This is a genomic window from Nocardioides sp. B-3 (assembly GCF_024703895.1).
Lineage (GTDB): Bacteria > Actinomycetota > Actinomycetes > Propionibacteriales > Nocardioidaceae > Nocardioides.
Window position 1 is genome coordinate 3407988 of record NZ_CP087968.1, and the last position, 13992, is coordinate 3421979.

Sequence of the window (13992 nt, forward strand, 5' to 3'; positions counted from 1 at the left end):
GCGCGATCGTCGTGCCATGGGAGTTCGCGACAGGCTCAGTGCCGGGCTCGCCCGTCAGCTCGGACACCCGTCCGGTCTCCACGGCAAGGTCGTGGCGCGTGGTCTCAACAAGGGCAACGGCACCGTCGTGCGCGAGGCCGTGGCAGCGAGCGGGGCGGCGCCCGGACAGACGGTCGCGGACCTCGGCTTCGGGGGCGGTGTCGGCCTGCGGTTGCTCCCGGACGAGGTCGGCTCCACCGGGATCGTGCAGGGCGTGGAGATCTCGCAGACGATGCTCGCGACCGCGCGACGCAGGTTTGCGGCCGACCTCGTCAGCGGCCGCCTCGTCCTCAGTCCCGGTGACCTCACCGCGCTGCCGTTGCCGGATGGGTCGCTCGACTCCGTCGTCACCACCAACACGGCCTACTTCGTCGAGGACCCGGCACGCGCCTTCTCGGAGATCGCGCGCGTCCTGCGACCCGGCGGTCGCGTCGTGGTCGGCATCGGCGACCCTGACCACATGCGCACCTTTCCCTTCACCGCCCACGGCTTCCGGCTGAGACCGGTCGACGACGTCGTCGAGCTGCTCACCGGGGCAGGATTCAGGGGCCGTGACCGACCGTCGCGTCGGCGACGGCAGGACCGCGTTCCATCTCCTCGTGGCGGATCGCGCGTGACGGCAGAGGCGATGTCGGCCCGCGTCGCCGCCAGCTTCGCCGCGCAGGGACTGATGGCGCACATCGGCGCCCGGCTCGGCCGTGTGTCGCCCGGTGAGGTCCACATCCACCTGCCGATGGGCCCGCACGTCACCCAGCAGCACGGCTACTTCCACGGCGGCGTCACCACCACGATCGCGGACAGCGCGGGCGGCTATGCCGCGTTGACGCTGCTGCCCGACGAGAGCGAGGTGCTGGCGGTCGAGCTGAAGATCAACCCTGGTTGCGCCGGCGATCGGGGAGGAGCTCGTCGCGATCGGCACCGTGCTCAAGTCGGGGCGCACCCTGACGGTCTGCCGGATGGACGTCTTCGCCGTCACGGGCACCCAGCGCAAGCTCGTCGCCGCGGGGCAGCAGACCAACATCGCCGTACGCCCCTGAGCGGCTCAGAACCCGGTCGGTGGTGGTGTGTGCGTTGCTGAGTCGAGGAGCGCGAGCCCTGCCCAGACCATTTGTTGGCGGGCCTCGTCCGAGGAGAGCCCGCCAACGTCGGTGAGCCAGACCCGGGGCCTCGATACCGGTCGCGCTGCGGATGGCCGGGACCGGGCGATGGAGCTGCTCGTCGTCGAGCTGGCCGCACAGCGGGGCGAGCGCCTCACCGATCCAGCCGATCGCGCGACCCCCGGCGCAGTGGCAGCTCGCCGCGCCCGGCAGGGTCGTCCTCCAGTGACATCCGGAGCATCACCCGCTGTTGTGGCTCGGTCTCGCCGACCATCGTCGTGAACCGCTCGAGCACGGCTGCCAGCCGGCCGCGTGCATCGTCCGGGGCGTCGCCGGGGAGCATGGACTCGGTCGCGGTCTCGGGATGCGCCGCGTGCAGCAGCGCCCGTCGGTTCGAGAAGTAGCGGTAGGCGGTGGTCCGGGAGATGCCGGCCAGCTCCGCGGCCTGCTCGACGCTCGGCGAGACGCCCTGCGCGACCAGCTCGCCGGCGGCGGCGACCAGCGCGTCACGGGTGCGGCGCTTCTGTCGGGCTCGTCCCGAGGACAGGTCGACTGTTGACATGGCCGTCATGATACGTCAGTGTCGCTTATGGGCACCTGAGTGCCACGAAGCGATGGGAGTCGCGATGCACACCACCAGCACGATCCCGCCCCCCGGTGCGGAACACGGATGAGACCGAGCGCCGGTGGTTCTACGGCGGCGGTGTCCACGACTGGTTGGTCACCGCTGCCGACAGCGGTGGCTCCTTCCTGCTCTTCGAGGACAGCATGGAGCGGGGCAAGCGCACACCGCTGCACACGCACCCGGTCGACGAGACGATGTATGTCCCGGACGGCGAGCTCACGATGCACCTCGACGGTGTCGAGCACGTCGTCTCCGCCGGCGGTGTCGTGATCGCGCCGCGTGGGGTTCCGCACGCGTTCCTCGTCACGTCCGAGACTGCCAGAGTGCTGTGGCTGCACACGCCGGGCTCCTGCGAGGCGTTCTACCGCGAGGCCAGCGAGCCACTGTCCGACACGACGCCTCGGGTCGTCGACTTCGACCGGATCCGGGCCGCCGCGCTCACGGCCGGCGGCATCGACATCATCGGCCCGCCACCGTTCGCTGACTGACTCCTGCGGGCGCCGTCAGCGACCGGTGCGGGACGCCGGCTCTCCGGTCAGCACGCGTACGGCGAGGTCGGTCGTCGCCTCGACGTTGAGGAACCCGACGACCCGGCTGACGCGATCGATGTCGAGCGGCAGCAGGCCGGGCGTGCCGGGGATGTCGGGGGTGAGACCGAGGTCGAGGTCGTCGTGCCCCGACATCATCCGCACGTTGAAGTCGTAGCGCTCGCGGGCGCCCGGTGCGGTGAGTCGGCGGACGATGTTGGCCCCGATGCGGCGACCGCCGGCATCGGCCGACCGGGCGTCGATCGCTGCGACCGGGGTGCGGCCCTCGTCGTGGTCGATGTCGGCCCACACCGCCGTCATCGAGCCGGCGGCGGCGAGCAGGGCTGCCGCGGTCTTCTCGCCGATCCCCGAGACTCCGGGCAGGTTGTCGCTGGCGTCCCCGCGGAGGGCGGCGTAGGCCGGGTAGTTCTCCGACGACACGCCGTACATGGCCTGCAGGCTGCGCGGGTTGAGCAGTGGCGATCCGTGGATGCCGCCGTTGATCAGTCGCAGCACCTGCGTGTGCTCGCTGATCAGCGCGAACGCGTCGCGGTCGGAGGTGATGATGACGCAGCTCCAGTCGTTCGCGGTCGCCCACGTCGCGGCCGAGGCATTGACGTCGTCAGCCTCGAGCCCCGGGGGAGTCAGCGTGGCGAGACCCGGGGCGTCGAGCAGCGCGCCCGCGCGCTCGAGCTGGTCGACGAGCTCGGCGTCCTTCTCCGCGCGACCGGCCTTGTAGTCGGGGTACTCATCTCGTCGCTTAGACGACGTGCGGTCGTCGAGCCCGAAGATCACGGCGTCGGGCGCGAAGCCCTCGATGGACTCGATGATCTGCCGCAGCATCCCGTGCAGCGCCCACGCCGGTCGGCCCGAGCGATCCGGGATCCGGGTGTGCGCACGCGCGTGGTGGTTGCAGGTGCAGCAGCGACGGGGCGTCGACGACGAGCAGCAGCTTGCGGCTGAGGGACGCGGAGGAGGGAGACGGCATGGGAATCGCGGCCATGTTATGCGGGCAGGGGACTACGCGATCTTTGACCCGGATTGGTGACGCGCCGGACCGGCGCCCAGTCCTAGCGTGATCCCGGGCGGGGGCGCCCTCCCATGGAAGGTCGCACCAAAATGCGCAAGATCAAGAAAATTGGTCTCGGGACGCAGAAGGTAGCTAGCACGCGAAGGTCACGACGCCGGGCGGTCATCGCCATCGCAGGTCTGATCGTCGGAGCGACAGCAGTCGTGCCGCTGACCGCATCGTTCGCAGAGGACGGGCCGTACGCGGTTGAGACGCCAGCGCAGGTACCCGATGACGGCGCCACCCAGATCGAGGATCCCGAGGGCAACGTCAAGGAGCTCGGTCCCGTCAACTCGAACACCACCAAGATCGGCGTCATCCACGACGATGCCGTGCCGACGCTCGACCTGACGAACCCGAATGCCCGGGTCGACCTCCGGCAGGCCCGGCTGGACGTCCAGCGCGACCCGATCACCAATGACGACTGGCTCTACTTCGCGTGGGAGCGCGACAAGGCCACCGGCAGCGGCTTCATCGCCTACGAGTTCATGCAGGAAGAGGCTCCCGTGGAGTGCGCGTACGACACCGCCACCCAGGACGACCTCATCGACTTCTGCAACCCGTGGGCCAACCGCCGGAGCCGGCGACTTCATGATCCTGTGGGACCAGCAGGGCGGGAGCCCGGACCTGTTCCTGCGCAAGTGGACCGGCACCGAAGGCAACCTTGGTCCTGCTGCCGGCAGAGGAGCTCAGCGCAGCCAATTCGCAGGCGGCATACAGCGCCGACGGCTTCATGGGTGAGGCGGCGGTCAACCTGACCGACACCATCTTCGGGGGCGAGACGACTTGTCTGTCGTTCGCCAACACCATCCCGAGCACCGTGACCGGCAACTCCGACACAGCCGACTACAAGGACACGATCCTCGCGACGACCCCGCCCATCACGAACTGTGAGACGACGACGGTCACCACGCCCAAGACGGGCGCCGGCGCCGACATCCCGGCAGACGGACTCTCGATCGGGACCGGCGTCGTGGGGGCCAAGGACTCCGCGGTCGTGAGCCTGACGGGTGGGTCGGCCACTCCGGCCGGTTCGGTCTCCTTCTGGCTCTGCAAGGTGGACAGCCCTGCGCTGTGCGACACCGGTGGAACATCCATCGGTTCAACGAACCTGAGCGGTGCGGCCTATCCAGCGACGGTCGTTTCGCCGCAGGCCTACGTCACCTCCGCAGGTCGCTACTGCTGGCGAGCAGTGTTCAGCGGTGATGCAGCCAATGGCATCCCGGGGTCGTCCGACTCCGGGGCCAACGAGTGCTTCACCGTCAACCCCGGTGAACCCGACGCTGTCGACCAATGCCAGCGCGGACGTGAACCTCGGTAGCAACGTCAGTGACACCGCCACCCCGGGTGGGACGGCGACGCAACCGACCGCGGCAGTGATCCACACGACGGAAACCTCCGGAGCGCCTGCGGGTGGGACGATCACCTTCAAGCTCTACGGACCGAGCACGACCGGCTGTGGCGACCTCGTCCACACGACGGCCGCCGTGAACGTCAGCGGGAACGGCGACTACAACTCGCCGACGTTCCAGCCGACAGTGGCCGGCACCTACCACTGGGTGGCGGTGTACAGCGGGAACTCGCCGAACACCAACGGCAAGACTCACAACGCTGACTGTGCGGATGCCAACGAGGACGTTGTCGTCAAGACCGTGAAGTCGTCGATGAAGACGGCACAGACCCGGGTTCCGAACGACTCGGCCGAGATCTCTGCGCCGGCGGGGAGTGGCAACCTGGCGGGCAACGTGTTCTTCACGCTCTACCCGTCGAGCGACTGCACGGGCACGCCCCTCTACACGTCGGGCGCGGTTGCCGTGGCGGGGGCTTCGCCCCAGACCGTGGGGACGTCCAACACAGCGGCCGTCTCCGCATCGGGCAGCTTCTCCCGGAAGGTGAGCTACGACAGCACCAACGCTGCGCAGGAGGACATCCCGAACAGCTGTCACGAGACGTCCGACCTGACCATCACCAACGGGGGGACGGTATCCAGCCCCTGAGATGACACACACAGCGCTGCCGCTGGACCAGTCCGGGTCCAGCGGCAGCGCTGCGTCATGTGTGGGTCATGTGCGGGTTCAGCGACCGGCCGCGAGCATCTCGTCGCGGGTTGCGACCTTGACCCGCGTCCGGCCGGACGGCTCGCCGAGGGCGATCTCGTGCTGGTCGAGGCGCAGCCAGTGATCGAGGTTGGCCACCTCGACGCCGCGCTCGAGCAGAAACGCGTCGACGGCTTCCGGCTCGCGCGATGTCGCGGTCGGCGTGGTCTCGGCAACGAGGTGCGACACCGTCTCGGCAGCGTCGCTCTTCGTGTGACCGATCAGGCCGATCGGGCCGCGCTTGATCCAGCCGGTGACGAAGGTGCCGGGGATCCGGTCGCCGTCCGGGTCGAGCACGCGCCCGCCGTCGTTGGGGACGACCGCCTTGCGGTCATCGAACGGCAGGCCGACGACCGAGGTGCTGCGATAGCCGACGGCGCGGTAGACGGCCCGGACGTCCCAGTCGGTGATCAGGCCGGTGCCTTCTGACCGAGTCGTCGCCGACGAGCCGGGTTCGCTCGGTGCGCAGCGTCTCGACGGCGCCGTCGCCGGTGATCTCGACCGGCTGCTCAAGGAAGTGCAGGTGGATGCGGTGCGGCTTGCCGGTGGGCTCGCGGCCGACCCAGTTGGACAGGGTGTCGAGCACCATCTTGGCCTGCTTGTTCTTCGCGATGTGGGCCATGCTCGCGTCGTCGACCTCGAACCCCTCGGGGTGCACGATCACGTCGACGTTGGGGGAGTGCGCGAGCTCGCGCAGCTCGAGCGGCGAGAACTTCGCGTACGCCGGACCGCGACGTGCGAAGACGTGCACATCGGTCGCGCGCTTGGCCTTCAGGCCCTCGTAGACGTGTGCGGGGATGTCGGTGGTGAGCATCTCGTCACCGGTCTTGGCGAGCACCCCGGCCACGTCGAGCGCGACGTTGCCGGCGCCGAGCACCGCGACGTGCTCGGCCTCGAGCGGCCGGGTCGTCGGTGCGTCGGGGTGCGAGTCGTACCACGAGACGAAGTCGGCGGCGCCGTACGAACCGCGCAGGTCCTCGCCCGGGATGCCGAGGTCGCGGTCGGCGCGCGCGCCGGTCGCCACGATGACGGCGTCGTAGAACTCGCGGAGCTCCTCGAGCTTGATGTCGTCGCCGAGGTCGACGTTGCCGAGCAGGCGGACCTCGGGGTGCAGCAGGACGCGCTGGAGCGCCTTGATGATCTCCTTGATCCGCGGGTGGTCGGGCGCGACGCCGTAGCGCACGAGACCGAAGGGCGCGGGAAGCCGCTCGAGGATGTCGATCGAGACGTCGACCTCGGACTTGACGAGCTGGTCGGCGGCATAGATGCCGGCCGGTCCACCGCCGACGATGGCAACACGAAGGGTCATGCCGAGAATTCTCGCCGATGCCCATGCGGTCACAGAACGAAGTTGTGGTTGTGAGACCACAAGAGTGGCTTGTGTCACGCTAGCCTCGGTGCGTGCTGGGATCCCATGTGCCGGAGCTGCGTGCCCCGGAGCTGCTCGTCGAGGTCGCTCGGTCCGGCAGCCTGAGTGCGGCAGCCGAGCTGTTGGGCATCACCCAGCAGGCGGCGTCGTCGCGGATCCGCACCATGGAGTCGCTGATCGGCGCGCCGTTGCTCGTGCGCACGCGACGTGGTTCGGCTCTGACGCCGACGGGCGACCTCGTCGTGCAGTGGGCCGCGCGGGTGCTCGAGGAAGCCGCCCAGCTCGATGCGGGCATCGCGGCACTCCGGTCCGATCGACGAGGCCACCTGCGTATCGCGGCGAGCCTGACGATCGCCGAGCACCTGCTGCCGGGTTGGCTGGTCGCCGTACGCGCCGATCAGGTGCGCGCCGGTCACGAGCCCACGGACTTCACGATGACCGCCACCAACAGCGAGCGCGTCGTCGCGCTCGTCACCGCCGGCGAGGTCGACCTCGGCTTCGTGGAGGGGCCCGACGCCCCGACCGGGCTGCACCACCGCCCGGTCGGTCGCGACGAGCTCGTGGTCGTGGTCGCGAAGGATCACGAGTGGGCCCTGCGCTCCCGCCGCCGGGTCGCTGCCGGCACGCTGGCGGCCACGCCGCTCGTCGTGCGCGAGGCTGGTTCGGGAACGCGCACCGTGCTGGAGCGCGCACTCACCGGCCTGCCCGTCGCGGCACCGGTGCTCGAGCTGTCGAGCACGGCGGCGGTGCGTGCCGCGGTCGCCGCCGGCGCCGGTCCCGCGGTGATCGGGGCGCACGCGGTTCGCGACGACCCGGCCACCGGACGACTCGTCGCGATCTCGGTGACCGGCCTCGACCTGACGCGCCGGCTCAATGCCGTGTGGCGCGACGGTGCGCAGCCACCGTCGGGCCCCGCGCGAGCTCGTAGCGCGCGCCGTGCGGAGCCACCGGGGACGCTGACCCGCCCCGTTCGTCGAGGGTGTCGGTGCCTTCTGGGATGCTGACCGCCGGTCAGGGCAGGAGCAGGGCAGCGACACCGGGAGGGTCGATCGGTTGTGAGCGAGATCGCCGGGGAGCTGGCGCGGGTCCGATCCGCGTTCGCGCAGCCCACCTTGACGCTGCTGCACCAGCGCCGGGCGCCGGTCGTCATCACGATCTTCCGAGCGGCGTTCGGCCGCAACAACAAGCCGATCGCGACCGCCCGGCTGCACACCCAGTGGGAAGACCACCTCGCGCAGATCCGGCTCGCCGGTGAGACCGACGTCCCCAACGGCAGCGGTCGCGAGATCTGTCATCGCTGGATGCGCGGCCAGTGGCTCGTGCGGTCGCTCGGACGAGGCCGGCCACGAGGTCTACTCGCTGACCTCCCACGCGCAGCAGGCGCTCGAGCTGGTCAAGAACCTCGCCCGCGACCGGGCCACCCTCAGCGAGCACCGGATCGCCACGATCCTCGGCACCGTGCGCCGGTTCAACGCCGAGGCCAACCCGGACCGCACGGCCCGGGTGACGATCCTCAACGGCGAGATCGCCCGGCTGCAGGCGGAGCGCGACCGGCTGGTCGAGGGCGCCGAGATCGTCAGCGCGACCGAGGACTACATGCTCGAGGGCTTCACCGAGCTGCTCTCACTGATCTCGGCACTGCCGAGCGACTTCGCCCGCGTCGAGGAGCGGTTCGCCACCATCCGCAGCGAGATCCCGGCCGCCTTCCGTGCCGAGGACCGACCGGCCGGCGAGGTCATCGACGACTACCTCGCACGCGCCGACGCGCTGGTGACGGCCACGCACGAGGGCCGCGCGTTCGAGGGCGCCTTCGCCCTGCTCCGCGACGACGCCCCCGGTGACCCAGCTGCGCGAGGACCTCACCGCACTGCTCGACCACCCGCTGTCCGACACGATCCCGGGCGAACCCGACCGTGCGGAGCTCCGCGGCACGGTCCGGCTCGTGCGCGACGGACTCGACCGGGTGCTCGCCCAGCGGTCGCGCGTCACGGCGACCCTGAGGGAATACATCGTCTCCCACGACGACGCCCGCGATCGTGAGCTCGAGCAGACCCTGCGCCCGGTGGAGTCCGAGCTGATGGCGTGGATGGCCACGACCGGTCCGCGCGCGAGCCACGACGTGCCCCTGCTGCCTGCCCGCGCCAACGTCGACCACCTGCGTGAGCGATTCCACGACCCGGCCGACGACGTGCTGCCCGATCGCATCGCCGTGGCCGACCCCGCTGACGCGCCGACCGTCTCCCTCGCCTCGCTGATGGCGCAGGGCGGTCCGCGGCTCGGATCCCTGCGCGAGCGCCTCGAGCAGGCGCTCATCGACCTGTTGCCCGCGGCGTCCCTCGGTGAGCTGTTCGACGGCCCGGAGCCGTCCATGCGCCGCCCGGTCGAGATCTTCGGCCTGCTGCACCTCGCCGCCGAGCACGGCTGGGAGTCGGACGACACGCTCGAGTCCTATGCCACCGTCCGGCACGACGGGTCGCGTCGCGCGTTCGCCGTACCCCGCATGCCGTTGCCCGACCCCGACCTCGCACACGACGACCAGCAGGAGACCCCAGCATGAGCGAGCGCAGCGAGCGAATCAGCAAGTACAGCGCGAATGGTGCCTCATGCGCGCACGGAGCGAAGCGAGTACGTGCATGAGCTTGGACATCGACATCGAGGCACCCGACGGCGAGGACTTCGACCTCGATCTCGATGACGCCTCCGTGTCGCTGTGGGAGGGCGACGAGGGCGGGCTGGAGCACGGCCAGCGGCTTGCCCCGGTGACGCTGCTCAAGCAGAGGTTCATCAGTGCCCGCACCCACCCGCGCGACTGGCGGGTGCTGGTCGAGCACGAGCGGGTGCTGCGCTCACGCCTCAACGACCTGTTCCTCGACCTCCAGATCGACCGGGCCCGCGAGGTCGCGTGGAAGCGGCAGGCCGTGTCCGAGACCGGCAGTCGCCTGCCGACCCTGCTGTACGACGCAGCGTGGTCGCGCGAGGAGACGCTGGTGCTCGTCCACCTGCGCGATCGCCTGCGCGCCGGCATGGCGGGCGGTGACGCGCGGGGTCTACATCGACCGCGAGGACATCGTCGAATACGTCGCGAGCTTCCGGCCGGCGCACGCCACCGACGAGGCCGGCGACGAAAAGCGTGCTCGCAATGCCGTGATCAGCATCGTCAAGACCGGGCTGTTGATCAGCACCGCCACCGATGACCGCTTCGAGATCAGCGAGGCCGTCGAGCCGTTGCTGCCCCTCGAGCTGCTCCGGGAGCTGCTCGAGGCCCTGCAGCGCGCCAACGGCGTGCCCCCGGAGGCGGAGGACGATCCGCTCTTCGACGACGGTGAGTCCGCGCTCATTGCCTCCTACGACGCACCCGAGGGGAGTGACGATGTCGATCGACGAGGTCGAGCAGATCCACGACGACGGGACCGTCGACGGTCTCTTCGAGCACGGGGTCGTCGCCGCCCCCGCGGACGACACGATGCAGTGGCGGGCGGCGCTGCTGCAGCTGGTCAACTGGGGCGGCTTCGGTGGCCTGACCACGGTCCCGCTCCGCGGCGAGGCAACGATGATCTCCGGCGGCTCCGGGGTCGGCAAGAGCACCATCCTCGATGCCTACACCGCGCTGATGATGCCCTCGGACACGAAGTTCAACGGCGCCTCCAACGACGCGGTGGCCGGCCGCGCGCGGCGTCGGACAGCGCAACCTGCTGTCCTACCTGCGCGGGAGCCGTCGACGTGATCGACGACCCGACGACCGGCCGGCCGGTCGAGAAGCTGCTGCAGGGGCAAGGGCGCCGACACTGGGGCGCGGTCGCGATGACCTTCGTCAACGACCGGGGCGGCCGCTTCACCGCGCTGCGCACCTACTACGTCCCGCGACGCGCGACGCGTTCGGGCGACGTCCAGATGCAGCTCGCCACCCACGAGGGTTCGCTCAGCCTCGAGACGCTGGAGGTCGCCGTACCCGACCACTTCCACGCCAACACCCTCAAGAAGATCTTCCCGGGGATCCGGGTGCACCGCACCTATGCCGAATACTCCGCCGTCCTGCACGCGCCCTCGGCATCGGTGCCAACGGCGACGGCGCGAAGGCGCTGCGGCTGCTTGCCCGTATCCGGGCCGGCAACCAGGGTGCGCAGCGTCGACGAGCTCTACAAGGAGATGGTGCTCGAGCGGCCGTCGACCTATGCGGCGGCCGACCGGGCGATCGAGCACTTCGACGACCTTGACGCAGCCCACACCGCAATGCGCACCGAGGAGCAGAAGCTCGAGCTGCTCGAGCCCATCACCGCGCTGCACGAGCGCAAGGTCGCGGCGCGTCGGCGACAGGCCGAGCTGGATTCCTACGGCGTCACCCTGACCGGTGACACGCCGCTGCGACTGTGGTTGCTGCAGACCCACCTGCGGCTGCTCGAGGCGGCCGTGGCCGCCAACCGCGACGCACGCTCGTCGACCGGTGCCGAGCTGGCCGCCGTCACCTCCGCGGAGGTGGCGCGCCACCGGGACCTCGAGGACGCCAAGGAGGCGCACCGCGCGTCCGGCGGTTCGACCCTGCAGGCACTCGGGTTGTCGATGGAGCAGGAACAGGTGGTCCGTGAGGACCGGCTCGGTCGGCGTGCCACGCTGCAGGAGCGCCTGCTGCCGCTGATCGATACGCTCTCGCCGACCGTCGAGGAGGCGCTCGGCTCGGCTGCCGACTTCGCTCGGTTCCGGGAGCAGGCGCGGCAGTGGCTGGCCGGGCGGGAGGCCGACCACGGCCGCCTCAAGCAGGAGCGCGATGCCGCGCTGCGACGCGGATATCCGCTGCAGCAGCGCCAGAGCGAGCTGCGCTCCGAACGCGCCTCGTTGGAGGGGCGGGCCAGCCGGGTGCCCGCGCCGCTGCACGAGATGCGGGCGGAGGTGGCGGCCGCGGGCGGGCTCGGCGTCGGCGAGCTGCCGTTCGTGGCGGAGCTGATCGATGTCGCGCCCGAGGAGGCGCGCTGGCGCACGGCGATCGAGACGGTTCTCGGCGGCACAGCGCGGGTGATGCTCGTGCCGCTCGACCGTCTCGACGACTTCTCGGCGGCCATCGACGGGCTGCAGCTGCGGGGTCGGCTGACCTTCGAGGGCGTGCAGCTCGACCTGCCGGACCCGGGTCCGGCCGACCCGGAGTCCATCGCGGGCAAGCTGAGCTTCAAGGACTCGGCATTCTCCGGGTGGGTGCAGGGGCACGTCTCGGACGCCGCGCGCAACGCGCTCTGCGTCGAGACCGCAGCCGGGCTGACGGGGCCCGGGCTGCGGGTCACGCTGGCCGGGCAGACCCGCAGCGGTCGACGGGGAGCCCACGGACGCGGCAGCCAGCGCAACATCATCGGCTTCTCCAACGAGGACGCGCTGGCCGAGATCGACGAGGAGCTCTCCGCGATCACCGAGCAGCTCGGTGCCGTGGACGGCCGTGTCGCCGAGCTCGACCGGCAGCTGCGGGTCTCGGACCGCCAGCGCGCTGCCTACGACGCCGTGGCGGCCGCGCGGTTCGATGACATCGACGTGGACGGCAGCGACCGCCGTCTCGCCGAGCTGGAGCGACGGCGCGGTGAGATCCTCGGTTCCGACGACAAGCTCCGGGTGCTGCAGCAGCAGATCGAGCAGCTCGCCGTCGACTCGGAGGAGGCCCGCGAGCAGCGGTTCGGCCCGGAGCAGCGGCAGCGAGAGCTCAACAACGCCCACGGCGAGCTGGTGGACTCCGAGGATCTCGTGAAGGATCGACTGGAAGCCATGCGGGCCACCGGGGAGGTGGTGCTGACCGCGGAGCAGGACGCCGCACTGTCGGTGGAGCTCGCCGCCGCGGTCGCTCCGGCCGATCCCGATGAGCTCGACCGGTTCAATGACAACTCGCAGCGGCTGGGGGAGCGGCTGCGCACCGCTGTCGCGGACGCCGAGGCCGAGATCAAGCGGGCGGAGGAGGACCTCGCGGGGATCTTCCGCCTGTACAAGTTCCAGTGGGACTCGCCCAACCCGGGCGAGACCGTCGACTCCTACCCCGACTATGCCCGCATCCTCGAGGAGATCCGTGGCAAGGGTCTGGCCGATCGCCGGTCGGAGTGGCGTCGCCGTCTCACCGAGTGGAGCGGCCGGGACCTCGTGCCCCTCGTCGGCGCCATGGCTGCCTCGATCGAGGACATCGAGGACCGGCTCGAGCCGATCAACGCGATCCTGCGACGACTCAAGTTCGGCGGCGCCGCGGGCGATCGACTCCGGATCCGGCTCCGGCGTCTGGCGCCGGCGCACGTGCAGGTGTACATGAAGGACCTTCGGGCACTGTCCGCCGGCGCGACCAGCGAGCTGGCCGAGGCCGACCCGGGACCAGCGCTTCATCGACCTGAGCCGTTTCATGACCCAGCTCCGCAAGCCCGCGCAGGTGGGCGACGGCACGAGCGAACGCGACCGGCTCCTCGACGTACGACGACATGTCGAGATCAGCGCCGAGCGCTACGACCACCTCACCGGCGAGCTGCGAGCGACCTACCGAACCCTCGGTGAGAAGAGTGGCGGCGAGAGCCGGGAGCTGGTGGCCTTCATCGTGGGCTCGGCCCTGCGTTTCCGCCTCGGCGACGAGATGCGCTCTCGGCCCCGGTTCGCGCCGGTCTTCCTCGACGAGGGCTTCGTGAAGGCCGACTCGGAGTTTGCCGGCCGCGCCGTGCAGGCCCGGCGCGGTCTCGGCTTCCAGCTGATCATCGGCGTCCCGCTCGACAAGGTGACCGGGCTCGAGCCGCACATGGACGAGCTGCTCGCGATCACCAAGAACAGCGCGACCCACCAGTCGTGGATCACCCCGATCACCGATGTGGCGGCGAGCCGGTAGCCGCGAGCATCGGCGCGTAACCAACAGATCCGAGTGGAGTTACCAGTCCAGAAGTGCTCGGGGGAGCATCCATCTGTGGCTGCGTCCCCCAGCGATCCGGAGGGGCGTTGCCCACGTCCCGAAGGAACATCGCATGCAACAGCGTCTGGGAGTCCTGCTCGCCGTCCTCCTCGTCTCCGTCTTCGGATGGGCGGGAGTCGGCTCGACCGGCACCGCTTCAGCCAGCCCGGGTGACGACTACGTCGGGCCCTACTTCGGTGACGGGAACTTCCCGCCGGGGTGCATCCGCGACAAGAGCGCGGACAACCCCGCCAACCAGTGCTTCCACGGCAAGGGCGGGCTCA

At 70.4% G+C, this 13992-nt stretch carries 16 protein-coding genes and 1 pseudogene; 12 read left to right on the top strand and 5 right to left on the bottom strand.

Going from position 1 to position 13992, the window contains the following annotated elements; translation table 11 throughout:
• Positions 1–16: 16 nt before the first annotated feature.
• Positions 17–1117 carry a methyltransferase domain-containing protein gene (locus tag LP418_RS22625; protein WP_257953768.1) on the top strand — a complete coding sequence of 367 codons (1101 nt, stop codon included), beginning with the start codon at positions 17–19 and terminating at the stop codon, positions 1115–1117.
• Between the two features lie 173 nt (positions 1118–1290).
• Here LP418_RS22625 and LP418_RS22630 read toward each other — a convergent pair whose 3' ends face one another.
• Positions 1291–1698 carry a TetR/AcrR family transcriptional regulator gene (locus LP418_RS22630; RefSeq protein ID WP_257953769.1) on the bottom strand — a complete coding sequence of 136 codons (408 nt, stop codon included), beginning with the start codon at positions 1696–1698 and terminating at the stop codon, positions 1291–1293.
• A 95-nt stretch (positions 1699–1793) separates the two neighbouring features.
• Here LP418_RS22630 and LP418_RS22635 point away from each other — a divergent pair, with 95 nt between their 5' ends.
• Positions 1794–2249: a cupin domain-containing protein gene (locus LP418_RS22635; protein ID WP_257953770.1), complete on the top strand. Its 456-nt coding sequence runs from the start codon at positions 1794–1796 to the stop codon at positions 2247–2249.
• A gap of 15 nt (positions 2250–2264) precedes the next feature.
• Here the strand turns inward: LP418_RS22635 and LP418_RS22640 are convergent, their stop codons facing one another.
• Together LP418_RS22640 and LP418_RS22645 are read right to left on the bottom strand one after the other, a co-directional pair.
• Positions 2265–3131 carry a 5'-3' exonuclease gene (locus tag LP418_RS22640; RefSeq protein WP_257953771.1) on the bottom strand — a complete coding sequence of 289 codons (867 nt, stop codon included), beginning with the start codon at positions 3129–3131 and terminating at the stop codon, positions 2265–2267.
• Positions 3049–3276 carry a hypothetical protein gene (locus LP418_RS22645; protein WP_257953772.1) on the bottom strand — a complete coding sequence of 76 codons (228 nt, stop codon included), beginning with the start codon at positions 3274–3276 and terminating at the stop codon, positions 3049–3051. Before LP418_RS22645 ends, LP418_RS22640 begins: the two co-directional genes overlap by 83 nt.
• Positions 3277–3407: 131 nt before the next feature.
• Between LP418_RS22645 and LP418_RS22650 the strand changes: the two genes are divergently transcribed.
• From LP418_RS22650 to LP418_RS22660, 3 genes are read left to right on the top strand one after another with little or no spacing between them, the layout of a single operon-like run.
• Positions 3408–4115 (top strand): hypothetical protein, encoded by a 708-nt coding sequence (locus LP418_RS22650; RefSeq protein ID WP_257953773.1) that lies wholly within the window; start codon positions 3408–3410, stop codon positions 4113–4115.
• Entirely contained in the window at positions 4091–4678 is a 588-nt protein-coding gene (locus LP418_RS22655) for a hypothetical protein (protein WP_257953774.1), read from the top strand. The genes LP418_RS22650 and LP418_RS22655 overlap by 25 nt, the downstream gene beginning before the upstream one ends.
• Positions 4629–5354 (top strand): hypothetical protein, encoded by a 726-nt coding sequence (locus LP418_RS22660; protein ID WP_257953775.1) that lies wholly within the window; start codon positions 4629–4631, stop codon positions 5352–5354. Before LP418_RS22655 ends, LP418_RS22660 begins: the two co-directional genes overlap by 50 nt.
• A gap of 78 nt (positions 5355–5432) precedes the next feature.
• Here the strand turns inward: LP418_RS22660 and LP418_RS22665 are convergent, their stop codons facing one another.
• Positions 5433–5750 (bottom strand): hypothetical protein, encoded by a 318-nt coding sequence (locus LP418_RS22665; RefSeq protein WP_257953776.1) that lies wholly within the window; start codon positions 5748–5750, stop codon positions 5433–5435.
• A 34-nt stretch (positions 5751–5784) separates the two neighbouring features.
• Positions 5785–6762, bottom strand: coding sequence for an FAD-dependent oxidoreductase (locus LP418_RS22670; protein WP_257953777.1), 978 nt, complete (start codon positions 6760–6762; stop codon positions 5785–5787).
• Positions 6763–6854: 92 nt separating this feature from the next.
• Here LP418_RS22670 and LP418_RS22675 point away from each other — a divergent pair, with 92 nt between their 5' ends.
• The 7 genes and pseudogenes from LP418_RS22675 (at position 6855) to LP418_RS22705 (ending at position 13648) form a co-directional block, all read left to right on the top strand.
• Positions 6855–7826 (top strand): LysR family transcriptional regulator, encoded by a 972-nt coding sequence (locus LP418_RS22675; RefSeq protein ID WP_257953778.1) that lies wholly within the window; start codon positions 6855–6857, stop codon positions 7824–7826.
• A 51-nt stretch (positions 7827–7877) separates the two neighbouring features.
• Positions 7878–8595: pseudogene (locus LP418_RS22680) on the top strand (DUF3375 family protein); the annotation flags it as partial.
• Between the two features lie 64 nt (positions 8596–8659).
• Entirely contained in the window at positions 8660–9379 is a 720-nt protein-coding gene (locus LP418_RS22685) for a DUF3375 family protein (RefSeq protein ID WP_257953780.1), read from the top strand.
• Positions 9380–9455: 76 nt separating this feature from the next.
• Complete coding sequence (locus LP418_RS22690; protein ID WP_257953781.1) at positions 9456–10016, top strand: DUF4194 domain-containing protein; 561 nt, start codon at positions 9456–9458, stop codon at positions 10014–10016.
• A gap of 176 nt (positions 10017–10192) precedes the next feature.
• Positions 10193–10546 (top strand): ATP-binding protein, encoded by a 354-nt coding sequence (locus LP418_RS22695; protein ID WP_257953782.1) that lies wholly within the window; start codon positions 10193–10195, stop codon positions 10544–10546.
• Complete coding sequence (locus LP418_RS22700; RefSeq protein WP_257953783.1) at positions 10543–13326, top strand: ATP-binding protein; 2784 nt, start codon at positions 10543–10545, stop codon at positions 13324–13326. Before LP418_RS22695 ends, LP418_RS22700 begins: the two co-directional genes overlap by 4 nt.
• On the top strand, positions 13262–13648 hold the full coding sequence (locus tag LP418_RS22705; RefSeq protein WP_257957152.1) for an SbcC/MukB-like Walker B domain-containing protein: 387 nt from the start codon (positions 13262–13264) through the stop codon (positions 13646–13648). The genes LP418_RS22700 and LP418_RS22705 overlap by 65 nt, the downstream gene beginning before the upstream one ends.
• The last annotated feature ends 344 nt before the right edge of the window (positions 13649–13992 follow it).

Bases quoted from the DNA above. Each gene is read 5' to 3' on its own strand.
- LP418_RS22625 (WP_257953768.1), top strand. From the start codon at position 17: ATGGGAGTTCGCGACAGGCTCAGTGCCGGGCTCGCCCGTCAGCTCGGA.
- LP418_RS22630 (WP_257953769.1), bottom strand. From the start codon at position 1,698: ATGTCAACAGTCGACCTGTCCTCGGGACGAGCCCGACAGAAGCGCCGC.
- LP418_RS22640 (WP_257953771.1), bottom strand. From the start codon at position 3,131: ATGCTGCGGCAGATCATCGAGTCCATCGAGGGCTTCGCGCCCGACGCC.
- LP418_RS22645 (WP_257953772.1), bottom strand. From the start codon at position 3,276: ATGCCGTCTCCCTCCTCCGCGTCCCTCAGCCGCAAGCTGCTGCTCGTC.
- LP418_RS22650 (WP_257953773.1), top strand. From the start codon at position 3,408: ATGCGCAAGATCAAGAAAATTGGTCTCGGGACGCAGAAGGTAGCTAGC.
- LP418_RS22655 (WP_257953774.1), top strand. From the start codon at position 4,091: ATGGGTGAGGCGGCGGTCAACCTGACCGACACCATCTTCGGGGGCGAG.
- LP418_RS22670 (WP_257953777.1), bottom strand. From the start codon at position 6,762: ATGACCCTTCGTGTTGCCATCGTCGGCGGTGGACCGGCCGGCATCTAT.
- LP418_RS22690 (WP_257953781.1), top strand. From the start codon at position 9,456: ATGAGCTTGGACATCGACATCGAGGCACCCGACGGCGAGGACTTCGAC.
- LP418_RS22695 (WP_257953782.1), top strand. From the start codon at position 10,193: ATGTCGATCGACGAGGTCGAGCAGATCCACGACGACGGGACCGTCGAC.